The sequence below is a fragment of the Leptolyngbya sp. FACHB-321 genome (genome assembly GCF_014695975.1).
GTDB lineage: Bacteria > Cyanobacteriota > Cyanobacteriia > Leptolyngbyales > Leptolyngbyaceae > Stenomitos.
Genome location: NZ_JACJPI010000058.1, coordinates 1 through 24,376 on the forward strand (window position 1 = coordinate 1; position 24,376 = coordinate 24,376).

The window sequence follows — 24,376 nt, forward strand, 5'->3', positions numbered from 1 at the left end:
GTCTCGACTGGTTCGCAAAACCTTGTCATTTTCAAAATCCGTAGAGAATCATATTGGTGCCCTTTGGTATTTCATCCATCACTACAACGCATCATTACTTGTGTAGCACTACCCAAGCGGTGCGCTTAGAAACCGATCGCCCGCACGCGCTTAGACAGGCGATCGTTGCCTGTCGTAAAGGTGGCACCGTATCCCTTCCCGGTGTATTTGGTGGTTTTGTAGACAAGATTCCCATGGGGGCTTTTATGAATAAAGCCTTGACCATGAAAACGGGACAGACTCACGTTCACAGGTATTTTACCCCGCTACTGGAGCACATTCAGAAGGGCGATATCGATCCTTCGTTTGTGATTACCCACAGATTACCGCTAGAGCAAGCCCCGGATGGTTACGAGATCTTTAAGCACAAAAAGGATCACTGCATCAAGATCGTACTCAAGCCAGGTCAGAGTGCCTGAAATCCCAGTGAGGCAAGCTTAGAACTACCAATGATTCAGCCAGTCCAGAGTCATTGGTAGTTCAATCGCTCCTATCTGAGCAGGTTGGAGGATTGCTGGACTGCCTACCCAAAAGCGATCACCAGACTCTTGAGCCGCGTTGGGGCCTTGGCACTCGTTAAGGGCTTAGGAGATCGTCCTACAAAGATTACGCGCCCCTAGGGTGATTTATGTTTATAGCCTGACTACTTTAGCGACGGCTGCGCCGCGAGGATCGGCTTCTGCAGGGGAGACACGACTCACATGATTCTACGCAAAGGGCCTAACCAACGCAACAACGCGGAAACACACGGTGCCGAGCGCGGGCTCGGCCGCTTCGAGGGGTTCAGCGACGCAGTTTTCGCAATCGCGCTGACCCTGCTGATCGTCGAGATCAAGGTCCCCGGATCGCCCGAGGGCCCGCAAGGCTACAGCGACCTGGCGAGCGCCATGGCCGAGCAGTGGCGCGAATATCTCGCGCTGATTCTCTGCTATGTCGTGATCGGCGCCTACTGGCTGCAGCACCATTATTCGGGCCGCATTTACGCGAAGAGTGATCACTGGTTCGGCGCGATCAACCTCCTGTTCCTGCTGGCGATCGTCGTCATTCCTTATCCAATTCGCGTCTGGTGCTTCCACCTCGGCACGGGCTTCGAGCCCGTCGCGTCGCTGACCCTGGTTGCCGGTCTTGCCCTGACCGCCTGCACCTGGATGGCGAAGTGGTTCTACGGAATGCCGGGCCGCCGGGTGATGGACGAACGGCTCACGACCGATTTCCTCCGGCAGATGACGCGCCGCTATGGCATTGCGACGCTGATCCAGATCGCCGCAGTTCCGATCGCGATCGTGGCACCGCGCGTCGGAGTGGTCATCGCGTTGCTGTGCGTCGCCTTCTTCCTGCTGCCACAGCCCAAGCCGCGCTATAAGCCTGGAGAGCAGCCGAACGAGGCTGAGTACTTGAGCGAGTAGCTACTGCGCGAGGTTAATCGGCTTAGTCTAACTCAACCCTATCCTGGGCTGATAGGGCTGAAATTGGAACAGCAAGCTCACACAATCTAGCTGGCGGCAAGGGAGAAGCAAGCCAGGGTAAACGAGCGTGGAGCAGACGGAATCGAGATTCATACAGCCAACGTTTAGAGGAAACATAGAAAAATGGTTAGTCAGTTGCAGAAGTTACCCACCGATGAGTCGTTAGGCACACTGGAGACAGTTGCTCACTTTGACGGCGCAATGCTAACCGGCGTGACAGTGTCACATCAGGGGCGCGTCTTCGTCAATTTTCCAAAGTGGGGTGATGAGGTCGCATTCACCGTGGCGGAAGTCCGGGAAGGCCGTTCTGTAGCTTACCCTGACGAGGCAATCAATCGTACCAACCCTAACGACCTCGCTGGGACGCTGGTGTCTGTGCAAAGTGTGGTTGTCGATCCGGCCGATCGCCTATGGATTCTCGACACGGGCAGTCCGATGTTCCAGCCGACGCAGTATGGTGGACCAAAGCTCGTCTGTGTGGATTTGACGAGCGATCGCGTGATCAAAACAATCCTCTTTCCCCAAGATGTCGCCCTGCCTACCAGCTATGTGAACGATGTCCGCTTCGACCTGCGGCGCGGTACCGAAGGCATGGCATTCATTACCGATTCGTCTGACCAAGGGGCAAACGGAATTATTGTAGTAGATTTGGCATCAGGCGAGAGCTGGCGCAAGCTGCACGATCATCCATCTACAAAGGCTGAGGCGCTATCAAGTTTCCGCCCGATCGTCGAGGGTCGTCCGTTGTTAGAACGTCAGCCGGACGGGAAGACCAAGCCTATGCAAATGGGGTCAGACGGGATTGCCATTAGTGCAGACGGGTCACGCCTGTACTACTGCCCACTTGCTAGCCGACGGCTCTACAGTGTTGCCATTGATGCACTCGTGGATCGCTCGATTGACGAAAGTGCCGTTGCTGCAACCGTGATTGATGAAGGAGACAGGGGCGGTGCTTCCGATGGACTCGAAACAGACGCGGCAGGGTATATTTACTCGACGAACTACGAGCATAATGCGGTTCTGCGTCGCCGTTCTGATGGAGAGTGGGAAACGGTAGTACACGACCCCCGTCTTCTGTGGCCCGATACAATGTCCGTTGCGGCAGATGGATACCTCTACGTCACAGCAAATCAGTTGCATCGTCAGGCGAAATACCAAAAGGGAAAAGACCTGCGCCAAAAGCCGTATACGCTCTTTCGCGTTCGCATCGACGCTCAACCTGTTCTACTGCGGTGAGGCTCGAAAACGCGAGGGTTGCACAACAAGCACAAGAAGGACAACTGTATCAAAGTTGTGCTCAAGCCAGGTGAGGCTGCCTAAACCCCACAAGAACATGAAAAAACCAAGTCTAGCCAACACTTTAGGAGGTAGAGATGACAGAAGATCTCACGAATAAGAAAGTTGCCATTCTGGTTACAGATGGCTTTGAGCAAGTTGAAATGGCTCAACCCAAGCAAGCCCTTGAGTCAGCAGGTGCTCAAACCTACATCATTTCACCTAAGAGCGATCGCGTTCAGGGCTGGAACCATTATGACAAAGGGGATTTTTTCCCGGTAGATGTCCCCCTCGATAAAGTAAATCCAGTTGATAGCAACCTCGTGTCGAGCCGCAAGCCAGACGACATCCCAGCCTTCAACCGGGAAATGATCGAGCTGTTCAGCCATGCAGGGCAGGTAAGGCAGACGGTGTGAAAACTCGGAGCGTTAATCAGGAGGACAAGTATGGAACAGCATCGATTTGGTTCCACGCAGCGCGAGGTGGCAGCGATCGGTCAAGGAACCTGGTACATCGACAACGGTGACCGCGCCTCTGCGATCGCCGCTTTGCGCCAAGGACTCGATCTCGGTATGACCCACATCGACACGGCGGAGATGTACGGCAGCGCCGAGGAGGTGGTCGCAGAGGCGATCTCTGGACGACGCGATCGGGTTTTCCTGGTTTCCAAGGTTCTTCCTGGAAATGCTTCTCGGACAGGGACGATCGCAGCCTGCGAGAAATCGCTCGCTCGACTTCATACCGATCGGCTGGACTCTTATCTGTTGCACTGGCGCGGTCAACACCCACTGGAGGAGACGATCGCTGCCTTCGAGCAGCTTCAGCACGAGGGGAAGATTCTCTCCTGGGGTGTGAGCAACTTCGATGTGCCTGACCTTGAAGCAGTCCAGAAGATCGCTGGCAAGGGTTCTCTCGTCTGCAATCAAGTCCTTTACCATTTGAGCGAGCGGGCGATCGAACACGCTGTGATCCCCTGGTGTGAGAAGCATGGGGTCGCCGTAGTCGCATACAGCCCGTTTGGTCATGGGGATTTTCCCAGCTCGCGCACAACCGCAGGTCGCGTACTACAGGAAATCGCCGCCGCCCATAACGCCACCCCTCGCCAAGTCGCGCTCCGATTTCTAGTGCGGCACCCCTCGCTCTTCACAATCCCCAAGGCATCCAACCCCGAACACGCCGCCGAAAACGCGGGAGCTGGGGAACTCAATCTCACCCAAACCGAGATCGATCGAATCGACGCAGCCTTCCCGACCGGATCTCATCCCCGCGTGCTTCCCATGCTGTAAGCCTGAACTCCCGCAAGTCTCCTGTTAAGAGACGGTCTGACGGGGACGCTCAACAGTCTAGTTAAGAGTCAAAGAAGCAGGAACAAAGGTGCGAAGTCGGTGCTTCAGCCTGCCTCGTAACATCCGCATGAGTTTCCCCTTGATTTTTAATCAGGGGAGTACGTCAACTGAGCAGGTTGGAGGATTGCTGGACTGCCTACCAGAAATTGATCGCCAGATCATTGAGTCGCGCTGAGGCGTTGGCACCTCAGACGGCACCAGGCGATCGCTTCTGGCAGTTCCATCAATTGGTTACCAAAAAGATCAAGCTTTTGCAATTAAGTGAGAGAGGCGATCGCTTCTGGTAGTTTCATTAAACCTAGCCCACTCAGATCAAGTTCTGTAGCTTCCTCCTGACGGGCTGCTTCAATTCGTCGTTCTGATTCTTGATAGGCTTCGTCTCGCGCCATGAAGCAGGTGAATGTAACCTACCAAAATCAGGTTAGAGATTGGAAGAGAGCCCAGAGGCTTGAATTAATTCATCTGAGATCATCAGACTCATAATAGGAGAGAGTAAAAAAGCTTACTTTGGGTATAGCGATCGCACCCTAACAATTCTCCCCAGGCTGTTCACAGGCTCCAATACTGACCCAACTGCTAGAACCATCCTGCCAGATTTCTTTTTTCCAGATCGGTGCGTTGTGTTTCAACGTGTCGATCGCGTACTGGCACGCCTCAAACGCCTCCGCACGATGGGGGCAGCCGACTGCTACCAGCACGCTAATTTCACCAATTGCCAGCCGTCCTGTGCGGTGATGAATGACAACACGAGTTGCCTCCGACCAGCGCTTGTGGATGTCGTTTGCAATTTGGCGAAAGATTTGCAGTGCCATCGGTTCATACGCCTGATATTCCAGCGCTACCACAGGTCTCCCATCTGTTTGATGGCGCACCGTACCGCTCATCACCACGATCGCTCCATTGGCATCATCCTCTGCCAGTGCATACACATCCGACAGTAGCAACGGTGCAAAGGTAATGACCAGGCTATCGTTGCTGGCTGTAGGAATGGAAACGGGAGACGGTCTGGTTTGCATAGGGGCAGTATGAATCACGGCTATATGCTCTTGCCTCAGCGACATTCCAGTATTGCAAGAGAATGGCGTTGGTAGCCTCAAGTGTAGCGCCTGGATGCGATCGTTTGAAGCGATCGTATGGGTCAGTCGTCCTAAGTCTCAGCAAAAGGCTGTTGCCGCTATCAGCAAGCTTTTGAGACCCAAATGTAAGCTTTTGCACCTCTCTTAGAGCAACTCAGAAAGTACTAGCTACAGATTTTCCTGATTGATCTCGCTTAATCTTTCTTATAACGGGAAAGCCGTAGGCAGGGGAGCTTGCTTTGTAGTGTGTAAAAAGGGCATTGGTATTGACCCATCCAACTGCTGCCATCAAAGGCTAGAGAGGTTAAGGTGGTACCGACTGAATTAAGACGTTTGCTTATCTCATTACTGTTTTTCTGTTAACAAACGCTTGAGACGCAAGGGCTAACGATCGTTGTTGAGTATGGCAAGAAAAAATTGATCAGGTGACAGCAATGCTAGACCCAACACTCTGTGCGCAAAGATCACTGACAAATAGTTGGACAAGCCTTTCCTGGCAACTTTTTAGTTGGCTGACAACACCTGCACTAGTGATTCCGCCTTTAGTGCTCATTATTGTCTTGCCGTGGCTGTTTCGTCGCTTGCGCTGGCGACGACGCATTAGTGGGCTAGGCGCTGCGCTGTTAGTGGCTTATTTACTGGTGCTATCACCAATAATGCTCAAAATTGGCAGTCGGGCGCTAATTACATTCTTGCCGTCTGATGCTGGTCAACCTGCGGATGCGATCGTGATCCTAGGACGCGGCAAAGCAATGAGACCCCAACGAGTTGACGTTTCAGCGCAGCTTTGGGAGGCACGTCGCGCACCGCTGCTGTTTGCGAGTGGCTGGGGCGATGCCCAGGAAATTGCCACAATGCTAGAGAAGAAAGGGATTCCTGCGGATGCGATCGATGGTGAACCGTGCTCTCGCACTACTGAAGAAAACGCTCGCTTCACCGCTGCCATTTTGCAACCGAGAAATGTGCATCATATTTTATTGGTGACTGATCCACCTCATATGCTGCGATCGCTCCTGACGTTTCGCAGCCTCGGCTTTGATGTGACACCGTACACCAATCCGCTGCCCCAGGGTTTGAATGCTAGAACGAAAGCCTTTCTGGTCTTTCGAGAATATTTAGGCATCGTTGGCTATAGTTTGCAGGGGCGCTTTCTACCCCGCGAGCCATCTGCCGCTGATCTTAACCCAACCGCGATCGTCCCCCTGAAGGAGGCTTCACCGGATCAGCTTGTGGCTCCGGCAGTGGAAGGTTAAACAGCTATTGCTCGCTTACCCAAACAACATTCTGTCCATTGTATAGACGCGATCGCGCCCAGTCATTTCGAAACCCGTTGTGTCCTTCTATCGCGCTAGGTCCTCAATCAGCGCGCCCCGCAGCAGCACTGAGCAAAGCCTCTATTTGCCCCTCACAAAAAACTTATAGAGCAGCCAGTGAGGTTCATCAGGACTACAAACTATGTAAGTACAGGCAGCCTAAAATGAGCGCAGTGTTGTAACAAGCCCGTTACTAACACACTGCTTTGCTACCAATTCAGGAGTTAGACGTGATTCAGATCTTTGCTATCAGTAGCCAGATACTAAATTCTGATGCTTGCCCCCGGTTACGTAGCAAATGGGTCATGCTTACCCAGCTAATCTCCAAGCGCTTGACGCAGCCGCTCTCTCTACCGACTCGTCTTGCTGTTTTGGGGCTGCTCCTTCTGGCTGTGTTGTGGTGCGTATGGCTCTTACGTCAGCCCTCTAAACGAGCACAACTCCGCCGCTGGAGCCAACGGTTCCGCTGGAATCGACGGCGTACTCAGATTGTTGTAGCGCTGACGTTAGCTTGCCTCATCCTTACCTCACCACCCGGGCTTGCCCTAGCGACACAGGCATTAACTAGCCAAATTCCGGCTGATTCAGGTGCAAAAGCAGACGCAATCGTGATTTTGGGCCGAGGTCATCGTTTCATGCGCGATCGCATAGATGCAACGATGTCGCTTTGGCAGGCACAACGGGCACCGCACATTTTTGTCAGCGGGCGTGGCGATGCAGGGTTGCTGATACGCCAACTGCTAGAGAACGGTGTTCCCAAGGAGGCAATTAGCGGTGAGAACTGTTCGCTCACGACTGAAGAAAATGCCCAGTTCACAGCCGATTTACTCTTGCCTCAAAACGCTAAGCGCATCATTTTAGTCACAGACTCGCCTCATATGCTGCGATCGCAACTTACTTTTGAGAGTCTGGGATTTGAGGTTATTGCATACCCTAGTTCTGTGCCGTCTAATCTAGGCTACCGAGAGCGTTTAAACATTATTGCCAGGGAATATGGTGGCATTCTTAGTTACGTTCTCAAAGGTCGGTTTGGTGAGCGTGAAGTGGCTGTAAGCAGGCATGAACCGTTAGCCGCAAAGGGATAGGCTATTTGCGCGATCGCGTTTTCGCCTTCGCTTTCGGCTCAACGGTCGCTTTTGGTTCAGGGTCAGCTTTGGGTTTCGCAGCCGGTTTCGGTTCAGCGACAGGTTTCGATTCAGCAGTAGCACCATTAGAGTGAGGCGATCGCGCCTGCCGTAAGTTTGCTGCTTGCGTCAGCAGCGAATCGGCAAACGCATAGGCAACGGCGTCCTGGTTTTGGTCTGTTTCAGAGGTGGATTGCCCGCCCGCAAGCTGTGCCAATTCTTCGCGTCGCTGTTGGTTGTCGAGCGGCGTTACACGCACAACAGTGCGAACGGAGTCGAGCGGGTTAGGAAGGGCAAGCGTTTTGAGTTTTAAGTTCTTTGTATCTGCTGCTTCCCCTGCTTCCCCTTGCTCCTTGCTTCTTGCTCCTTGCTCCTCTCCCTTCTCCGACTCAATTACCTGCTTACTCACGCGCCAATGATGGTCTGCCATTGCGGCGACGATCGGCTGGTGGGTAACGCAGAGTACCTGATGCTGCTGACTCAGTTGGTGGAGTTTTTCGGCGATCGCCTGGGTGACTCGTCCCGAAACGCCCACATCGATTTCGTCAAAGACTAAGGTGCCAACGGGATCAATTTGAGAAAAGCTGGCTTGGAGGGCGAGTAAAAAGCGACTCATTTCACCACCAGACGCAATTTCGGTCAGCGGTTGCAGAGGCTCACCCGGATTGGGGCTAAAGAGGAAAGTGACGCGATCAGCTCCCAAAGCAGAAGGAGACGCAGGCGAGATCTCTACCTGAAATTTCACTTTCTCCATCGCCAGCGGTTTGAGTTCACTGACCAACCGCTCCTCTAACTCTTTGGCAGTGGCTTGCCGTTGTTGCGTTAAAGCAGCACAGGCTTCAGTTAAAACACTCCGCCGTTCTTCATACACGCGCTCTAGATCTTCGAGGGATTGACCGCCGCCCGTAAGCTCGTCCATATCAGCCTGAAGCCGTTGATATAGGGCGATCGCATCACCTAAAGTGGGTCCATACTTACGACACACTTGCTTTAGCTCGACAATGCGCCCCTGGACATCCTGAAGGCGTTGTGGGTCTGCCTCGAGCGTTTCGCCGTAGGCATTGATTTCCCGCCCGGCTTGTTCTACCTGTGCGAGAGCGTTACTAACCATTTCCAGGATGGGCTGTATCTGGGTGTCATATTCTGCCATCTCCCTCAGAGTGTTTTCGGCTTTGCCCAGCAGGTCTGCACAGGCTTCAGTGCCGTCATCATTTTGGTAAAGGGCTTGATAGACCTGATAGCTCTGGTGTTGTAGCTCCACGCTGTGGCTGAGACGCTTGCGTTCTTGCTCCAATTGATCCAGTTCGTCTGGTTCTATAAGATTGGCAGCGGTGAGTTCTTTCAGTTGATACTCAAAGAGATCAAGCTGTTGGAGGCGCTCTTGCTCTGATTTACGGCGTTTCTCTAACGTCTGGAGCGCTTGCTGATAAGCAGCGAAAGCAGTGGCAACGATCGATCGCTGCTTCAGCAGGGGTTCCCCCCCATAGCTATCGAGCCATTCACGCTGAAGGGGTGGTTGACCAATCTGGACGGTTTGCCCTTGAGCCGTGAGTTCGACGAGTCGATCGCGCAGTTGCTCCATTTGTTGCTTGTTAACCAGCACACCGTTAATGCGCGATCGGCTTCGTTGGCTGCTCTGGCTGGCGACAATCTCTCGACTACAGATCAGATGGGCAGTCTCAGAGAGCTGAATCTCTTGCTGCTCCAGCCAGGAGGCGAGGTCAGGATCAAGTCTAAAGGCTGCCTCGACAAGAGCGCGATCGGCTCCAGTACGAACGGCACGGCTGGTAACTTTGCCTCCTAGTACTGCATCGATCGCGTCGAGGATAATCGACTTGCCTGCACCAGTTTCACCTGTCAACACGGTTAGACCCGCATCTAAGCCGATCTCTAGGTGATCTACCAGAGCGAAATTTTCGATTCGCAGGGAAAGCAGCATGGGCAGGGGTGGGGAGGGATGAAGGAGCGGGAGAATAAAGCGGTGAGTGGGTGAAGGCTGTTGTAACGTACTTTCAGTACTTTAAGGTGCTGCTAAAGTGTAAGGTTTTTAAGAATCCTTTTGCTGCTCCGGCACTCTCTACCCTACATCCCATTACCAATTCCCTACTCCCCTTCTAGATACTAGCGGTCTCTGATGCGACGACGATAGTTTATGTAAGCGTGTCAGGTACAACCGGTGCAGGCGCCATGGCTGTGCTACCAATGCTAAAGCAATCGCTTTGTACTACGGCGTACGACATATTGATGTGCTCTCTTGCAGCGATCGTTCAGCCCACTTTAATTATCACCGTTTATACGATTGCTGCACCCCGCTGAAGCGCTGGCAACTGCTTTTTAGGCTGTTAGCTGTTTGCAGGCAGCGATCGTTGACGGTTGTAGCAGGTAAATATCCCCCATTGGTAGTCTTATGGGTTATGCGGCAGGTTTAGTTAAAGTCGTACTAGTAGCACGAAAAAGACTAGCCAATGAAGCTTCGTCCTGAGACTGAATCTGATTACGCTGCGATCGCCACAGTTGTGACACAAGCCTTTGGTCAGGCAAACGAAGCCCAACTAATTGATCGCATTCGGTCTAGCGATCGCTATTGCCCGTCCTTAGCCCTTGTTGCAGAGCAGGAGGGTGCGATCGTCGGTCACATTTTATTTAGCTATGTCGATTTAGTAGGCGAAGAGAGTCGATCAATCCTAGCGCTAGCCCCTGTTGCCGTACAGCCAGCTTTTCAAAAGCAGGGCATTGGTAGTGCGCTGGTGCAAGCAGGTTTAACGGTTGCAGACTCGTTAGGAGAAGCCTTAATTGTTGTTTTAGGGCATCCCCAGTTTTACCCACGCTTTGGGTTTAAGCCATCAGTAGAGTACGCGATCGAGTCTCCTTTTCCAGTGCCAGACGCTGCTTTTATGGTCAAACCATTACAGCACTTCCATGCGGCATATCGAGGCAGGGTGGTTTATCCGTCTGCTTTCAATGACGTGTAGTGCGGAAAGCTCACCTTGCATTTGTCCCTCTGGACGGAGCAAAGTAGAGGAATGTTGTGCTTGACTTAGTAAAACGGTTCTTGTGCATACAGTGTTGACACGTTCGAAGACAACAGATCTAACGAGACAGTCTGACGATACAGACGAACTGTTGTTACAATGCTTTACATAACTGCTCTCATCCGGCTGCAAATTCATGAATGTTAAGACTGCACCGCCTATGCCCGCTTCGTTAGACTCAGAGCGTATGCCTTTTGGCTCGGCAGGGCGGCTTCATGAGGTAACAGAGTTAGAGGGTGTGACTCCAACCTTAGTAGTGGATGACGCAACCACTGCTGAGTTGGAAGAGCGCCTACTGTTAGCAGATCTTGTCCTACCTGATGAGACTGATGGTGCGCTGCGTTACAATGCAGACGCGATCGCGGCACATTATCAGCAGCAGCCTCTCCAGGTCTGGGGACGAGTGCTCAAGATTTTCTTTCCCTTCATTACGTTTGGGCTGATCTGGTGGTGGAATACTCGCGTTGGCTTCAGCGAACGTAAGCATCAGCAGCAAGCGGTACGTCTCCGCCAAATGTTGACGCGCTTGGGACCGGCTTTCATTAAAGTCGGGCAGGCGTTGTCAACTCGTCCAGACTTGGTGCCACCTGCATATTTAGAAGAATTGACCCGCCTGCAAGACCAGTTACCACCTTTCGATAATGCGATCGCTTATCGCTTTATCGAAGAAGAGCTAGGTGATGCACCTAACCTGATTTATGCGGAACTGACCGAAAGTCCGATCGCGGCAGCTTCACTAGGGCAGGTCTATCGCGGCAGGCTCAAAACGGGTGAAGAAGTTGCTGTTAAGGTGCAGCGTCCTGGGCTGGCACAGAGTATCGCGTTGGATACCTATATTCTGCGAGGGCTAGCAGCACTGGCAATGCGATTCTTCAAACAGATTCGTAGTGATCTGGTTGCCATCATGGATGAGTTCGCCGCCCGCATCTTTGAGGAGATGGATTACAACCAGGAAGGGCGGAATGCCGAGCGCTTCGCCCAACTCTATGGGCACATGAAAGATGTGTACGTACCCAAAATTTACTGGGAGTACACGGGACGGCGTGTGTTGACGATGGAATGGATTACAGGTATCAAACTTACCCAGCCAGAAGCAATTCGGGCACAGGGAACCGATGCCAGCTACCTGATTGAGGTGGGCGTACAATGCTCCCTCCGTCAGCTTCTAGAATATGGGTTCTTCCATGCTGATCCCCATCCCGGTAATCTGTTGGCAACGCCTGACGGCAAGCTGGCATATCTAGACTTCGGAATGATGAGTGAGGTCAAACCAGCCCAGCGTTACGGCTTGATTGAGGCGATCGTCCACCTTGTTAACCGTGACTTTGAAGGGTTAGCGAGAGACTACGTAAATTTAGAGTTTCTTACCCCTGATACCGATCTGACTCCGATCATTCCTGCTTTTGCGACCGTCTTTAATGACGCATTAGGAACGAGCGTGGCAGAGATCAACATCAAAAGCATTACGGATCAACTGTCATCCTTGATGTACGAGTTTCCCTTTCGGGTGCCTGCTTATTACGCGCTGATTATTCGCTCGCTCGTTACCCTTGAAGGGATCGCTATTAACGTTGATCCAGAGTTCAAGGTTTTAAGCAAAGCCTATCCTTATGTTGCCAAACGTCTCTTGACTGATCCGGCTCCACAATTGCGGGCATCGCTTAAGGATCTGCTCTTTAAAGACGGCAGTTTTCGCTGGAACCGTCTGGAAAACCTGTTACGAAATGCGCGTGGCAGCACTGACTACGATTTGAGCCAAGTTGTGGATCAAACGCTGGACTACCTTTTCTCTGATCGTGGAGATCTGATTCGTCGCCAGATTGTGGAAGAAGCGGTTAAAGGACTTGATCTGTTTGGCAATGCAACGCTCAACAATATCCGCTATGGCTTTGCAGAACGGCTAGGTCTTACCGTCAACCGTGCCACTGTTACGACCGATCAGCCCACGCTGGAACACCTCAAGCGCATTTGGGGCATCTTAAAGGAGACACAGGGCTTTGATCCAGCTCAACTGCTACCAGCAATCCCCAAACTGCTGTTCAAGCCAGAAGCTCATCAGATGGGGCAGCAAATTGCAGGCGGGTTAGCGCAACGAGCGATCGCCCGTTTCATCCGCGAATTTCTTCTCACGAGTGACGCTGATCCTGCCAACCAGCCTTCTAAACAATTGCGTTTACCAGCTGCCCATCTGTAGGTGGGTGAGCGATGTAAGTTGACGCGACAGCTTCTTTGAGACACCTGCATTTTGAATCTGCATAGAGTGCCTAACTCTCAGCCCATAATGCAAGCGTGAACTGGAACCGTCTAAACTAAAAACCCTTCTCCTTAAGGAGAAGGGTGAAGCCAAGAGTAAATTAGTTGTGTACTACGTAAGCTAGCTTGGAGGCTCTTCAAGCTCCATTTGTGCTTCGCGCTTAGTAGGGGCAACTTCTAGATTTAGCGGTTCCAACAGTTCAGCTTCTGCCACTTTTTTGGAAACGATCGGCAAGCGTAGCGGCAGTGGCTGCTCGATCCAGCAGCTTGCTAGTGGCAGCGTTTGTTCCAGGTCAGACAATGGTCGTGGGATCACCATGACCGCATGCAGTTCGCCAATCCGTTCTGCCTCATGCATTCCGGCTTCTACCGCCACTGCCACATCTGCCACTGCGCCGCGAATAATCACAGTACACAAACCATCGCCGATCGTTTCATGTGCCGAAAGCTGCACATCGGCAGACTTAAGCATGACATCAGCCGCACCTACCATAGCTGGAAAACCGCGCGTTTCAAGTAGTCCGATCGCTTGATTGCTCAACCGACTATCCCCTGAACCTTGTGCGGCATCAGCCAACAATTTACCAATAGGCAGCACAGCCTCTAGATTGGCTAATGGACGAGCAATGACTAGGCTAGACACCTCTTGACCAAATTGCTCCGCTGCCTCTACCCCTGCTGCTACAGCAAGGCGAACGTTAGAAATACCGCCACGAACGATCGCGGTGCAATGTCCACTGCCAATTTTTTCATAGCCTACCAAAGCGACCTCAGCCGACTTTAGCATCATGTCAGCCGTACCGACGATCGCTGGAAAACTTTGCGTAGACACTAAACCTAAGGCAGTATCGCTAAAATCGTTCGGATCGTATTGACCTCCCCCCATCATGAACCTCGGTACTGCTTTTTAATTGTAACTTTGGCTCTTGGATTGCGAGTCAGCAGAAGGTCAGAGGTCGGAAACAGTTTAAAGGACGTACATGAAGTAAAAGTACCTGTTGATCGGTTTTCGACTACGTTTAACCCTCAACACGAATCCAAGAGGATTGATAAGAGTTGCCCTGCGTTGGCGTTTAGTTGCTCTTTCAGAAAAGGTACAGCTTTTAGCTTTCAGGTCTAAAGCGATTCGTTTCGCCTTAACGATTATGTACTGTCATTGCTGCATTAGGACATTATGGTTTGAGGCTTTAAGTGGCTCTTGTCTCCTGACCTCTAACTGTCACTCTTTGCATCCTCACTGCTGTTAAGAAACATTTGTCTATGCGGCAGTAAGGTTGACAGTAAGCGGTTTAAATTTGCCTGACCGTATACAGGGGTGCTAAAGCTAAGCTGAATTTCTGCCGCTGGCTGATTAGCAGTCGGATCAACCGTACCATTAGGGGAGTCTTGAGCTTTGGTCAGCGAAGCCGATGGTACGCTGGGAGTCTCTATAACTGTGGTTTCAGCCGGCTGACGATCGGTCGATTGCGTCTCAGGCGAGCGCTCATTAGGCACACCCAAAAGTGATAGCGGCGGCACAATCTCCCCACGGGCGATCGAATGATTCCACAGCGTTGAGGCTGCACCAATGCAAGCGCTAGAGCCAATCTTGCCCGTACCAATAACCAGTACCCCAGCACCAATAGTGACTTCTGCCTCCACTTCAAGCGTCCCTTGATGAGCATGAATCACTGTACCGAGACCCAAACAAACACCCGCACCAATGATGACGCGGGCTTCTGGATCTGCCTGGAGTAAAACCCCTGACGCAATCACGGCAGTTGGATGAATCGTGACATCGCCACTAACACAAAAGTGAGAACTATTCACAGGTTGTAGCGACGGCACATGCATGAAACGGAAAACCTTACTTGAAAGTTAGAAAACGACAAGTTGCTAACTGCTAGCTGTTGGACTAAACGCTGCTTGAACCAACCTTTGTAACCAACAGCTAACAACGCTGCGTGTCTGACTATTTCAATTAGTCAGGCGATCCTTGGTTCAGAGCGATCACTTAGTGGGTCGCTTAATCGTCGTTTCGATTACTCGGCGCTTTGCCTCACGATCCGTACCAACTAGGCGCACGTAGGCTCGACCTTGTTCCGAAACAGCCGCTTCTAAAGCTGCCAGCACCTCTGCTTCACGTTTTGCTTGAATGACACCGCCAGTCTGCCACGAACTCGTTTTAAACCGACGCTCATCTGCATACTCGGTGCTAATTTGATAGCCCTGCGCGATTGCCTGACGTACTTGACCGATTATTTCCTGACTGAAGCTTGTTGCAGACGAAGTGTAGCTGGAACCGTTATCAGCAGTAGCTCTGGAACTAGTAGCCCCAAAACTCGTGCTGCTTTCAGCCTTGCCACCAGAACCATTAGCAGAAGCCCCACCCGGTCGCTGAATAATCAACTCTGCAACGCGCCGTTTGGCTTGGGAATCAACGCCAATCAGACGTACATATTCACCGCTATGTTCAGCCATGCAGCGCTCTAGTGCTGCAATCACATCGCCTTCACGCTTGTTATTAATCGCACCGCAGCTCTGCCAGGAACTGGTTTGAAAACGACGTTTGTCGGCGTGTTCGACCCCAACTTGGTGCCCTTGCGCGAGCAACTGCCGCACCTGCGCGATCACCTCTTGACCCAGGTTGCTGGACGCATGACCATAACTGCTACCACCGGAATCATAGGTTGCAGCACTGCTACTAGACCCTTGTGACGTTGAAGCCGCAAAGGGAGTACCCGGTCGCTGAATAATGATCTCGCCAACGCGCCGCTTTGCTTGAGGGTCAATACCGACTAGGCGTACATACTCGCCGCCATGTTCGGCAGTAAGGCTTTGGAGTGCTGCAATAACATCAGCTTCGCGCCTAGCGTTAATGGCACCGCAGCTTTGCCACGAACTGGTTTGAAAGCGGCGTTTATCTGCATATTCTGAGCCAACTTGATAACCCTGAGCAAGCCACTGGCTAACTTGGGCGATCGCGCCCTGGTTCACGTTATTACCGTGCACAGGACTGGAAGGAGCCGTACCAGCCGATGTACGATCCGTACCCCTATAGGTTGCAGGCGCTGACCGCGTTTGATCGCCAGTGCGCGTATTGGGTCGCTGAATGATTGTTTCTAAGACTCGCCGCTTCGCGTTAGGGTCAATGCCAATTAAGCGAACGTATTCATTACTATGTTCATCTAAACAGGCATCTAACGCGGTCAGCACTTCTGACTCACGCGTTGCCTGAATCGGCTCACAGCTTGTCCATGATGCCGACTGAAAGCGTCGTGCATCTGCGTGCTCCGTACCAATCCGCAAATTCTGAGCGAGCAATTGCCGCACTTGCTGCACCACTTCTGAACTCAGGCGCGTATTCGCTGAGTTCGCCGATCCACTTGATTCATAAGCCCGCGTCATTTGATCCCTCACAGAGGCTATACAGCTAACATTATCAGCGCAGTGATACCCCGATCGCAGCGCATCATTAATACCTAATACATGTGTTGCAAACTTAATATCACCTGCTTGTACATCAGGCAGGCGATCGGCTTGCTGTTGATTTGTAATTATCGACCCAGAGGCAACATATTTGCCGGGTGGAATCTCAACATCTTGAATGAGAGCATGCATCATTACAATACTGCCTTGACCGACCCGCGCATTAAAAACAGTGGAACGAAAGCCAATAAAGCAGTCGTTGCCAACATACGCAGGACCGTGGATCAACGCCAGATGGGTAATAGAGGCATTGTCTCCAATCCAGACGGAATAATCATGATTGTCATCACCAACGACGCGCCCGCGCTCCAAGCCATGCACCACCACACCATCTTGGACATTCGTGCCATTGCCAATATGAAAAGGGCTACCCTCATCAGCACGGATTGACGTTCCGGGTGCAATCATTACTTTGGCACCAATACGAACGTCCCCAATGATGTTTGAGAACGAATGTACATAGGCAGATTCGTCAATCTTTGGGGTGGTCAGGCTTTTTGACCAGGGGGTTGGGGGAGCCGCAGAGCTACGAGCTACCATAAACGAATGCTCCTGAGAAAAACTTAAAGAAGACCCTGCTGAAACGATGGGACATGCAGCAGAGTGAGCTGAACGAAGCCAAACTAGAAACGCTGAACCCAACACCACAATCTCTTACACCTGTGCAAACCAACTCTAGTCTCTAGGGTGAGTCGTTCTCTCCCCAGAGACTAGAGTCTGGTCAGCCAAAACCTTTTTCAGGCGGACCTTGGTCTATTACTAGCCAGCTTTAAGGGTTTTGGTCTGGAGTCCAGAGTTTAAAGTTCGTACACTAACGGTAATCATCCCTCTTGTTGTAAAGGCGACGATCGTCAACGCTAACCGTGTCGATAATCCCCACCACCACAGCATCGATCGGACGATGTTCGCTGCCCGCCACCTGACGAGCCGCACTACCGCAGCTCACTAGCACCCACTCATCTAGCCCAGCACCAACCTGATCGGCTGCCACTTCATAACGTGGTAGTGGAGCACCCTCCTCATCCATAAACTGTAAGAGGAGGAACTTCACGCCACTGAGGCTTGGTTCTTTTTGAGTGCTGACGACCGTGCCACGGACTTTTGCAATCTGCATACAGCTTTATGGTCTGGTGTAAGGACCAGCGTGGATTGCTCTACCACTGACGCTATCCCGGAACTGCTCCACTTCATCGGTGTAGCGGATAGGCAGAACATATTCCAGGTTTTCGTGCGGACGAGCAATGATATGGGTCGAGAGTACCTGTCCACCGCTGACGCGCTTCACATTATCAACACCAGCCGCAACCGAAGCCTGCACTTCGGAAACGTCGCCGCGCACAATGACCGTAACGCGACCGCTACCGATCTTCTCGTAGCCTACAAGCGTCACACGAGCAGCTTTCACCATCGCATCGGCAGCTTCCACAACAGCGGGAAAGCCCAGTGTTTCGATCATTCCAACAGCAATTGCCATGAGTCGTACTCCCTAAATTAAATAGCCGAAAAGTTAATGTCTAAACTCTAAACAGTCAGTTCAAATAACACTCAAGAACCGCTCCGCCAATCAGTTAAATCGCGGAAACGGGTGGAAGGGTGTGGCTTTAAACGAGCGTATAAAGTCTAGTTATGTGAACAAAAAGGATGAAACATCCTGCTTTTAACTACACCCGGAATTGCTCGATCGCCTCGGTGTAGCGAATCGGCAGCACGTATTCCAGGTTTTCGTGAGGGCGAGCAATGATGTGAGTGGATAAAACCTCACCACCGTTGACCCGCTCTGCTGACGCAACGCCTGCCACGATGGATGCCTGTACTTCAGAGACATCACCGCGCACAATGACTGTGACACGTGCACTACCAATTTTCTCATAGCCTACCAGGGTTACGCGGGCAGCTTTGACCATAGCATCCGCAGCTTCCACAACCGCAGGAAAGCCCTTTGTTTCAATCATTCCAACAGCAATCGGCATACTCCTCTCCTACAGAGTCATAAGTCACTGTGCAAACATTTGATGCTATATACAAATATTTGGTAACAATGGTCATTGCGAAGGATACTCTTTAAATTGATGACGAAATTGCCATGATTTAAGCTTTTTTTGAAGCTTGAGTGTCTTCGATTCTAAGAATAGAACGATTGTTTGACGTTTGGCAATATAACTGTAAATAATATTTTCAGATTTCAGCTATTAAGAAAGCTGATTTTTGGCGATCGAAACCCTCTGGTGGTCTAAGGGGTTCTCGGCTAAGCAGTTCCATTTACTTCATAACCGTTTGAGCGACGATGTGACAGGCATTTCCGTCAGGTGTACTTTGCCGGGATCAACTGTTAGACAGGACTAAGGTTGATCCCGGAGCTAGCCTCGACACTACAGCCAGCAAAGGGAACGTCATCAGAGGTATAGACGAAAGTCTATGCCATCCATTGTATTTAGTCTATGAGACGTTGATGCGATTAGTTAACTTGTAGCGATAAGTCAAGATTGATGAAACTATAGGCGCTTTTGTTGTCTGAGGTTTTGCTTTTTTAGGACGGCAGTCCTAAGCTAAAGTAATGCTAGTTAAACTAATGCATTGATAATTAACTCAAGTTTATCAACTACTTTGGTTCTGTTGAAATGATTTAAAGTGAGTCTTTAGCATTGAGTGCATAGTTTTTAGAAACTAGTAAAGATTGCTTAGAAATTAGTAAGAATTGCTGACATTTTAGTGCAATGGTATTTTAAATGATTCAGTTTCTCCTCCAAAATAGTTGGTGGATACCTTGTTACGGTGTCTTGGGTGCGCTACTGACGCTGCCTTGGACGATCGGCATTGTCCGTCGTACGGGTCCCCGGCCTGCCGCTTACATTAATCTCTTGATGACGGTGCTGGCGTTTATTCATGGCACGACCGTCTTTCGATCGACCTGGAATCAGCCGCCTCAAGCCCTAGTCTTTCATTGGCTGCAAACCGCAGATCTGGATTTAACCTTTGTTCTCGATATCTCAGCGGTCAGCGTGGGTGCAATGGAGCTGGTTACAGGGCTGAGTTTGCTGGCGCAATTATTTGCGTTGGGCTATATGGAAAAAGACTGGGCACTGGCACGGTTTTTTGCCTTGATGGGTTTTTTTGAAGGAGCAATGAGCGGTCTGGCTTTAAGCAATTCGTTGCTGCTAACTTACGGACTGCTAGAACTGTTAACGCTTTCAACCTACTTGCTAGTTGGTTTTTGGTACGCGCAACCCCTGGTTGTTACAGCGGCACGGGATGCTTTTTTGACCAAGCGTGTGGGCGACATTTTGCTGCTGATGGGTGTAGTGGCGTTGTCCACGTTGAGCGGTAGCTTGAGTTTCCCTGACCTTTATGAGTGGGCAGAGACGGCAACGTTGTCTCCCCTCACAGCAACGCTGCTGGGCTTAGCATTGATTGCTGGACCAACGGGCAAGTGTGCTCAGTTTCCACTCCATCTCTGGCTGGATGAGGCAATGGAAGGTCCGAATCCAGCGTCTATCTTACGAAATTCGGTGGTGGTTGCCTGCGGTGCTTATGTGCTGATTAAGCTGCAACCGATTTTGAACCTTTCGCCTGTGGCATTGACGACGCTGATTGTGATTGGCGCTATGACTGCGATCGGTGCCTCGCTCGTGGCGCTCGCGCAGATTGACATTAAGCGTGCACTGTCTCATTCCACTAGTGCCTATCTAGGCTTGGTGTTTGTGGCAGTGGGTACTCAATGGACTGGTTTTGCGCTCATGCTGCTCTTTGCTCATGCGGTTACTAAAGCGTTGATGTTTATGAGCGTGGGTGCCATTATCACTACCACGCAAAACCAGGACTTAACTGAAATGGGTGGTCTATGGTCACGGATGCCAGTGACGACGACAGCCTTTGTTGTTGCGTCTGCTGGCTTGGTCGGCATCTTACCGCTGGGTGGTTTTTGGGCTTTGCGGCTAGGCATGGACGACTTTTGGACCGATGCGCCCTGGCTGGTCGGTGTTGTGCTAGTGGTCAATGCGCTGACAGCGCTAAACCTGACTCGAGTCTTTCGCCTGGTGTTTTTGGGCGCTCCGCAACCGAAGACTCGCCGCGCACCAGAAGTTGGCTGGGCAATGGCAGTACCAATGGTATCGTTAACGATCGTGACGTTGCTGACACCGTTAATGATGCAACGATTATCACTGTTGCCTGATTGGGAGTATTTCAATCACACAGCGGCATTTTTGCTGGTGCTGTCAGGCATTATTGGGTGCCTGATTGGGGCAACGGTCTATCTCCACAAAGCATGGTCGCGATCAGTGCACTTGCCCTGGCGGATGCTGCAAGATCTTCTGTCCTACGACTTTTATATTGAGCGACTGTACGAAATTAGCGTGGTCAATGGAGTGGTCTTGCTAGCCCGCTTTAGCAATTGGTGCGATCGCTATATTGTTGACGGTATGGTCAATTTTTTGGGCATTGCTTCAATTTTCAGCGGCGAGAGCCTGAAGTACAGCATCACGGGGCAGTCTCAAGCTTATTTGCTCACGATTATGGTAGCAGTGAGCCTCTTGGGTGGGGTTTTGGTCTGGTTCGCATGGTGATTCTGGAGTAGGACAATGCTCAGTGCTTTGATCTGGATACCGCTGTTGGGTGCGCTTCTCGTTGGCTTTGGACGAGAACCGTTGATCCCTACACGGGCGCGTTTGATCGCTCTTTTGACAACTGGGGGGACATTTGTCTGGACGATCGTGCTGGGTAGCCAGTTTGACGTAGGGCAGGCGGGGATGCAATTTAGCGAGCATCTTACATGGATTGAACCGCTTGGCTTGACATATGACCTGGGTATGGATGGGCTTTCACTGCCGTTGGTTGCCCTTAACGGGTTACTGACGACGATCGCGATCGCAAGCGGCACACCATCAGTCAGTCGCCCCCGTCTTTATTACATCCTGCTGTTATTGCTGAATGCAAGTGTGACTGCAGCCTTTCTAGCTCAGAACTTGCTGCTGTTTTTTCTGTTTTACGAGGTGGAGCTGATTCCCCTTTACTTGCTGATTGGGATTTGGGGGGGAGCCAACCGAGGTTACGCTGCCACCAAGTTTCTGATTTATACCGCTATTTCGGGCATCTTGATTCTGGCGGCTTTTTTAGGTTCAACGTTATTAACAGGTGCATCTAGTTTTGGCTACGAACCCCTGCTAACGCAGGCTTTGCCGTTAGGACAACAGTTTTTCCTGCTGGGGGCACTGCTCATTGGCTTTGGTATCAAAATCCCGCTAGTGCCGTTTCACACCTGGTTACCCGATGCTCACGTTGAAGCGTCAACCCCCATTTCAGTCTTGCTAGCAGGCGTGCTGCTAAAGCTGGGTACCTACGGGCTACTACGGTTTGGGTTGGGGCTGTTTCCTGAGGCGTGGGCTGTACTGGCTCCGTGGTTGGCATCATGGGCGGCGCTAAGTGTGCTGTATGGCGCGTTTATGGCGATCGCGCAAACAGACATGAAAAAGATGGTGGCATATAGCTCGATCGGGCATATGGGCTACGTCTTGTTAGCCGCTGCGGCAGCTACACCTCTGAGCCTCCTAGCCGCTGTCTGCCAAATGGTCAGTCATGGACTCATTGCAGCGATGCTCTTTTTGCTAGTTGGTGTGGTGTATCAAAAAACAGGCACCCGTGACCTCAAGGTGCTGCAAGGGTTGCTGAATCCGGAGCGTGGCTTACCACTCATTGGCAGTCTGATGATTCTGGGTGTAATGGCAAGCTCTGGTCTCCCTGGCATGGTGGGCTTTGTTTCAGAATTTTTGGTGTTTCGGGGTAGCTTTCCCATCTTCCCAACCCAAACGCTGCTGTCAATGGTCGGCACCGGGTTAACAGCGGTTTACTTTTTGCTGCTCGTCAACCGTGTCTTTTTTGGTCGCCTATCGGAACCTGTGCAGGATCTGCCGCCTGTCTACTGGAGCGATCGTGCACCAGCTATGGTCTTAGGTGCCTTGGTTTTGCTGCTGGGTCTACAGCCAAACTGGTTGGTACACTACAGCGAAACAACGATGGCTTCATTGCTGCCTGCTCGTTTGGCGATCGCCCCAACAGTAATGGTGGCGCAACCAATGTCCAAAGCAGAAATAATGGAATAGGCACTTGCCCACAGCCCATCTTCGATCTTCGTCCCTCTGGCACAGTATGACCGATACCCTTAAAGCGCATCCCCCTTCCTCCTCCCATCCGTTCGCGCCCTACATCAATCGCCTAAAGGCGGGTGGGGCGTTGCTGCCGGATACACAGCAAAATGTCATGGAGGTTGTAGGCATCCTCAAAAGTTATGGCATTGTGCTGGATGCTTACTACCGCAACCTGCTCTACATTTCCGAGCAGCAGTTTTTGGTGTTTTTTCCATTCTTCAAGTATTTCAATGGCGATGTGTCGTTTGCCAAGCTCTTGCGCCACTGGCAACACGATCGCATCAATTTTGAATATGCCGAATACTGTATGAAAGCAATGTTTTGGCATGGCGGTGGCGGTTTAGATGCTTATCTAGATTCCCCAGAGTTTATGGCGCGATCGCAGTCGGCGATTCAAACGCGCATTCAAGGGAATCCAGGGCTGATTGCATTGCATCGCTTATTTCCCGAATTTTTGCCAGAGCATGTGCGGCAACTGGCTTACTACAGTGGGCTGGGTCAGTTTTGGAAGGTGATGAGTGAGATCTTTCTGTCACTGTCTGATCTCTATGACGAAGGAAAAATCCAGTCTATTCCACAGGTTGTGACCCATATCCAGGACGGGCTGGTAGCTGCTGCTAGTCTTCCTATTACTTACACGGTTACGTTGCGTAACCAAACCCATGAAATTATCCCCCTTTCAGTCGGCTTAACGTTTCTCCCCGATGTGGCAGTGCCCTACGTTGAGGCAGTGTTCTTTCGTGGCACACCCTTTTCGGGTACGGTCTCGTATAACGCTCAGTTGCATCAAATTCCGCCGGATCAGAGCCGCTTTGGCTATGGGGCGCTATTTGCTGATCCGTTGCCGATCGGTGGTGCTGGCATTCCCCCCACCTTACTGATGCAGGATATGCGACATTATTTGCCGGATTATTTACACGATATCTACAAAGGTGGAAAGCGTGGTGAAGACGATTTGCGCGTAAAAATTTGCGAAACGTTCCAGAAATCCATGTTCTGTGTCACAACCGCAACTATTTTTGGTCTAGCGCCCTATCCCTTAGAAACCAACGACCCAGAACAGCAGCGTCAGAACCAGGTGTATCTAGAAGGTTGGATGGATCGCCTTCTAGACTCCCGTCTGGCAGAGGTGCAGCCTACTTAGGGGATTAATAAGCTGAAAGCTGAAGGCTGATCGCTGCTATTAGCTTTGCCCTTTTAGTTTGCACACTGTATAGTGTACTCTCACCCATAGCGCTAAACCGCCGCCACGTCCGCGGGCAGCAAGGCAGTCTGGTGTTACCAGGAAAAAAGCGAAAAAGGGCAGTGTACTAACGGTTTGACGATAAAAATCATTGCTGGTTTTACGCCCTGGCACTGCACCGCTATAAACCGTTTTGCCCAGCACTCCAATATGCAGACGGGTAAAGTCAAACGCCAGCAGATTCTTCTTGCCGAGGTAGTGCGCTGGTCCAGTAAACCGCAGCAGTACTGGACCCACCTCAACCTGGTTACCGATTGCGCCTCGTCCCAATATTGGGTCTGTACCCGCTTCAGCGCTAAAGGAAAGCTGTGCAACCGCTAGCTTTGGTACATAGAAGCCTTTCCCCAGCACAATGCCGCCACGCCGAACTTTGCGCGTTCCTGTAGCAAAACAAAGCCGCCAGTTGCCCCACAATGGCTCAAACGGGTAGGTCAGACGCTCTTGCTTTGCCACTTTTTCTGCCTGAACCAACGCTTCAGCCACCGCTTCAGCCGTAGGGCGCTCACTAACTTTGCTTTGAAATGCAGCCGCAGCCTGATGCAAAACTGCGCTATGGTCAGGCGATGATGTCGGTCTCTGGTCAACAGTCATACAGTCTTTT

Annotated in this window: 22 protein-coding genes and 2 pseudogenes; 13 read left to right on the plus strand and 11 right to left on the minus strand. The window is 51.4% G+C overall.

All coding sequences use genetic code 11. The features are described from left to right. From H6F76_RS10845 to H6F76_RS10870, 6 genes and pseudogenes are all read left to right on the plus strand, one after another. Nucleotides 1–106, plus strand: a pseudogene (locus H6F76_RS10845) (IS1 family transposase); the annotation flags it as partial. A gap of 7 nt (nt 107–113) precedes the next feature. Further along, a pseudogene (locus tag H6F76_RS10850) lies at nt 114–458 on the plus strand (glutathione-dependent formaldehyde dehydrogenase); the annotation flags it as partial. A gap of 282 nt (nt 459–740) precedes the next feature. Beyond that, on the plus strand, nt 741–1,445 hold the full coding sequence (locus H6F76_RS10855) for a TMEM175 family protein (RefSeq protein ID WP_190508117.1): 705 nt from the start codon (nt 741–743) through the stop codon (nt 1,443–1,445). A 183-nt stretch (nt 1,446–1,628) separates the two neighbouring features. Further along, nucleotides 1,629–2,741, plus strand: coding sequence for an L-dopachrome tautomerase-related protein (locus H6F76_RS10860; protein ID WP_190508119.1), 1,113 nt, complete (start codon nt 1,629–1,631; stop codon nt 2,739–2,741). A gap of 137 nt (nt 2,742–2,878) precedes the next feature. Then, complete coding sequence (locus tag H6F76_RS10865; RefSeq protein ID WP_190508121.1) at nt 2,879–3,196, plus strand: DJ-1/PfpI family protein; 318 nt, start codon at nt 2,879–2,881, stop codon at nt 3,194–3,196. Nucleotides 3,197–3,226: 30 nt separating this feature from the next. Continuing rightward, entirely contained in the window at nt 3,227–4,066 is an 840-nt protein-coding gene (locus H6F76_RS10870; RefSeq protein WP_190508123.1) for an aldo/keto reductase, read from the plus strand. Nucleotides 4,067–4,383: 317 nt separating this feature from the next. Here the strand turns inward: H6F76_RS10870 and H6F76_RS30995 are convergent, their stop codons facing one another. The 3 genes from H6F76_RS30995 to H6F76_RS10880 form a co-directional block, all read right to left on the minus strand. Then, on the minus strand, nt 4,384–4,515 hold the full coding sequence (locus H6F76_RS30995; RefSeq protein ID WP_277881212.1) for a hypothetical protein: 132 nt from the start codon (nt 4,513–4,515) through the stop codon (nt 4,384–4,386). Between the two features lie 138 nt (nt 4,516–4,653). Continuing rightward, nucleotides 4,654–5,142 (minus strand): molybdenum cofactor biosynthesis protein MoaE, encoded by a 489-nt coding sequence (locus H6F76_RS10875; protein WP_190508126.1) that lies wholly within the window; start codon nt 5,140–5,142, stop codon nt 4,654–4,656. Next, nucleotides 5,093–5,341: a hypothetical protein gene (locus tag H6F76_RS10880; RefSeq protein WP_190508128.1), complete on the minus strand. Its 249-nt coding sequence runs from the start codon at nt 5,339–5,341 to the stop codon at nt 5,093–5,095. The genes H6F76_RS10875 and H6F76_RS10880 overlap by 50 nt, the downstream gene beginning before the upstream one ends. Before the next feature lie 295 nt (nt 5,342–5,636). Between H6F76_RS10880 and H6F76_RS10885 the strand changes: the two genes are divergently transcribed. Together H6F76_RS10885 and H6F76_RS10890 are read left to right on the plus strand one after the other, a co-directional pair. Next, on the plus strand, nt 5,637–6,455 hold the full coding sequence (locus tag H6F76_RS10885; protein WP_190508130.1) for a YdcF family protein: 819 nt from the start codon (nt 5,637–5,639) through the stop codon (nt 6,453–6,455). Nucleotides 6,456–6,820: 365 nt separating this feature from the next. Beyond that, nucleotides 6,821–7,600 (plus strand): YdcF family protein, encoded by a 780-nt coding sequence (locus tag H6F76_RS10890; RefSeq protein ID WP_190508132.1) that lies wholly within the window; start codon nt 6,821–6,823, stop codon nt 7,598–7,600. Nucleotide 7,601: 1 nt separating this feature from the next. Here H6F76_RS10890 and recN read toward each other — a convergent pair whose 3' ends face one another. Beyond that, nucleotides 7,602–9,578, minus strand: coding sequence for a DNA repair protein RecN (gene recN, locus H6F76_RS10895; protein ID WP_190508134.1), 1,977 nt, complete (start codon nt 9,576–9,578; stop codon nt 7,602–7,604). Between the two features lie 526 nt (nt 9,579–10,104). On the opposite strand from recN, the gene H6F76_RS10900 reads away from it, so the two are divergent. Further along, nucleotides 10,105–10,611: an N-acetyltransferase gene (locus H6F76_RS10900; protein WP_190508136.1), complete on the plus strand. Its 507-nt coding sequence runs from the start codon at nt 10,105–10,107 to the stop codon at nt 10,609–10,611. Between the two features lie 196 nt (nt 10,612–10,807). Beyond that, nucleotides 10,808–12,865 (plus strand): AarF/ABC1/UbiB kinase family protein, encoded by a 2,058-nt coding sequence (locus tag H6F76_RS10905; RefSeq protein ID WP_190508138.1) that lies wholly within the window; start codon nt 10,808–10,810, stop codon nt 12,863–12,865. A gap of 180 nt (nt 12,866–13,045) precedes the next feature. On the opposite strand, the gene H6F76_RS10910 is transcribed toward H6F76_RS10905, so the two are convergent. From H6F76_RS10910 to H6F76_RS10935, 6 genes are all read right to left on the minus strand, one after another. Then, nucleotides 13,046–13,813 (minus strand): BMC domain-containing protein, encoded by a 768-nt coding sequence (locus H6F76_RS10910; protein ID WP_190508140.1) that lies wholly within the window; start codon nt 13,811–13,813, stop codon nt 13,046–13,048. Between the two features lie 323 nt (nt 13,814–14,136). Next, nucleotides 14,137–14,757 carry a transferase gene (locus tag H6F76_RS10915; RefSeq protein ID WP_190508142.1) on the minus strand — a complete coding sequence of 207 codons (621 nt, stop codon included), beginning with the start codon at nt 14,755–14,757 and terminating at the stop codon, nt 14,137–14,139. 156 nt (nt 14,758–14,913) lie between these two features. Beyond that, complete coding sequence (locus tag H6F76_RS10920) at nt 14,914–16,932, minus strand: ribulose bisphosphate carboxylase small subunit (RefSeq protein WP_190508144.1); 2,019 nt, start codon at nt 16,930–16,932, stop codon at nt 14,914–14,916. A gap of 271 nt (nt 16,933–17,203) precedes the next feature. Beyond that, nucleotides 17,204–17,506: a EutN/CcmL family microcompartment protein gene (locus H6F76_RS10925; RefSeq protein ID WP_190450294.1), complete on the minus strand. Its 303-nt coding sequence runs from the start codon at nt 17,504–17,506 to the stop codon at nt 17,204–17,206. A 6-nt stretch (nt 17,507–17,512) separates the two neighbouring features. Continuing rightward, complete coding sequence (locus H6F76_RS10930) at nt 17,513–17,866, minus strand: carbon dioxide-concentrating mechanism protein CcmK (RefSeq protein WP_106256501.1); 354 nt, start codon at nt 17,864–17,866, stop codon at nt 17,513–17,515. Nucleotides 17,867–18,053: 187 nt separating this feature from the next. Further along, the gene (locus H6F76_RS10935; protein ID WP_190450293.1) at nt 18,054–18,362 is read right to left on the minus strand and encodes a carbon dioxide-concentrating mechanism protein CcmK; all 309 of its coding nucleotides are present in this window, start codon (nt 18,360–18,362) and stop codon (nt 18,054–18,056) included. A 756-nt stretch (nt 18,363–19,118) separates the two neighbouring features. On the opposite strand from H6F76_RS10935, the gene H6F76_RS10940 reads away from it, so the two are divergent. Genes H6F76_RS10940 through H6F76_RS10950 form a run of 3 tightly spaced genes read left to right on the plus strand, consistent with a single transcriptional unit; the run spans nt 19,119 to nt 23,676 of the window. Continuing rightward, nucleotides 19,119–20,954, plus strand: coding sequence for an NAD(P)H-quinone oxidoreductase subunit F (locus H6F76_RS10940; protein ID WP_190508146.1), 1,836 nt, complete (start codon nt 19,119–19,121; stop codon nt 20,952–20,954). A 15-nt stretch (nt 20,955–20,969) separates the two neighbouring features. After that, nucleotides 20,970–22,487 (plus strand): NADH-quinone oxidoreductase subunit M, encoded by a 1,518-nt coding sequence (locus H6F76_RS10945; protein WP_190508149.1) that lies wholly within the window; start codon nt 20,970–20,972, stop codon nt 22,485–22,487. Nucleotides 22,488–22,533: 46 nt separating this feature from the next. Further along, on the plus strand, nt 22,534–23,676 hold the full coding sequence (locus H6F76_RS10950; RefSeq protein WP_190508151.1) for a CO2 hydration protein: 1,143 nt from the start codon (nt 22,534–22,536) through the stop codon (nt 23,674–23,676). Between the two features lie 39 nt (nt 23,677–23,715). On the opposite strand, the gene H6F76_RS10955 is transcribed toward H6F76_RS10950, so the two are convergent. Further along, a complete protein-coding gene (locus tag H6F76_RS10955) occupies nt 23,716–24,366 on the minus strand; it encodes a hypothetical protein (RefSeq protein WP_190508152.1) in 651 nt (216 codons plus the stop codon). Nucleotides 24,367–24,376: the final 10 nt, after the last annotated feature.

Excerpts from the sequence above, each read along its gene's own strand:
- H6F76_RS10930 (WP_106256501.1), bottom strand. The coding sequence starts at position 17,866 with ATGGCAATTGCTGTTGGAATGATCGAAACACTGGGCTTTCCCGCTGTT.
- H6F76_RS10940 (WP_190508146.1), top strand. The coding sequence starts at position 19,119 with ATGATTCAGTTTCTCCTCCAAAATAGTTGGTGGATACCTTGTTACGGT.
- H6F76_RS10855 (WP_190508117.1), top strand. The coding sequence starts at position 741 with ATGATTCTACGCAAAGGGCCTAACCAACGCAACAACGCGGAAACACAC.
- H6F76_RS10885 (WP_190508130.1), top strand. The coding sequence starts at position 5,637 with ATGCTAGACCCAACACTCTGTGCGCAAAGATCACTGACAAATAGTTGG.
- H6F76_RS10945 (WP_190508149.1), top strand. The coding sequence starts at position 20,970 with ATGCTCAGTGCTTTGATCTGGATACCGCTGTTGGGTGCGCTTCTCGTT.
- H6F76_RS10910 (WP_190508140.1), bottom strand. The coding sequence starts at position 13,813 with ATGATGGGGGGAGGTCAATACGATCCGAACGATTTTAGCGATACTGCC.
- H6F76_RS30995 (WP_277881212.1), bottom strand. The coding sequence starts at position 4,515 with ATGGCGCGAGACGAAGCCTATCAAGAATCAGAACGACGAATTGAAGCA.
- H6F76_RS10905 (WP_190508138.1), top strand. The coding sequence starts at position 10,808 with ATGAATGTTAAGACTGCACCGCCTATGCCCGCTTCGTTAGACTCAGAG.
- H6F76_RS10950 (WP_190508151.1), top strand. The coding sequence starts at position 22,534 with ATGACCGATACCCTTAAAGCGCATCCCCCTTCCTCCTCCCATCCGTTC.
- H6F76_RS10935 (WP_190450293.1), bottom strand. The coding sequence starts at position 18,362 with ATGCCGATTGCTGTTGGAATGATTGAAACAAAGGGCTTTCCTGCGGTT.
- H6F76_RS10865 (WP_190508121.1), top strand. The coding sequence starts at position 2,879 with ATGACAGAAGATCTCACGAATAAGAAAGTTGCCATTCTGGTTACAGAT.
- H6F76_RS10925 (WP_190450294.1), bottom strand. The coding sequence starts at position 17,506 with ATGCAGATTGCAAAAGTCCGTGGCACGGTCGTCAGCACTCAAAAAGAA.
- H6F76_RS10900 (WP_190508136.1), top strand. The coding sequence starts at position 10,105 with ATGAAGCTTCGTCCTGAGACTGAATCTGATTACGCTGCGATCGCCACA.
- H6F76_RS10920 (WP_190508144.1), bottom strand. The coding sequence starts at position 16,932 with ATGGTAGCTCGTAGCTCTGCGGCTCCCCCAACCCCCTGGTCAAAAAGC.
- recN (WP_190508134.1), bottom strand. The coding sequence starts at position 9,578 with ATGCTGCTTTCCCTGCGAATCGAAAATTTCGCTCTGGTAGATCACCTA.
- H6F76_RS10860 (WP_190508119.1), top strand. The coding sequence starts at position 1,629 with ATGGTTAGTCAGTTGCAGAAGTTACCCACCGATGAGTCGTTAGGCACA.
- H6F76_RS10955 (WP_190508152.1), bottom strand. The coding sequence starts at position 24,366 with ATGACTGTTGACCAGAGACCGACATCATCGCCTGACCATAGCGCAGTT.
- H6F76_RS10875 (WP_190508126.1), bottom strand. The coding sequence starts at position 5,142 with ATGCAAACCAGACCGTCTCCCGTTTCCATTCCTACAGCCAGCAACGAT.
- H6F76_RS10890 (WP_190508132.1), top strand. The coding sequence starts at position 6,821 with ATGCTTACCCAGCTAATCTCCAAGCGCTTGACGCAGCCGCTCTCTCTA.
- H6F76_RS10870 (WP_190508123.1), top strand. The coding sequence starts at position 3,227 with ATGGAACAGCATCGATTTGGTTCCACGCAGCGCGAGGTGGCAGCGATC.
- H6F76_RS10915 (WP_190508142.1), bottom strand. The coding sequence starts at position 14,757 with ATGCATGTGCCGTCGCTACAACCTGTGAATAGTTCTCACTTTTGTGTT.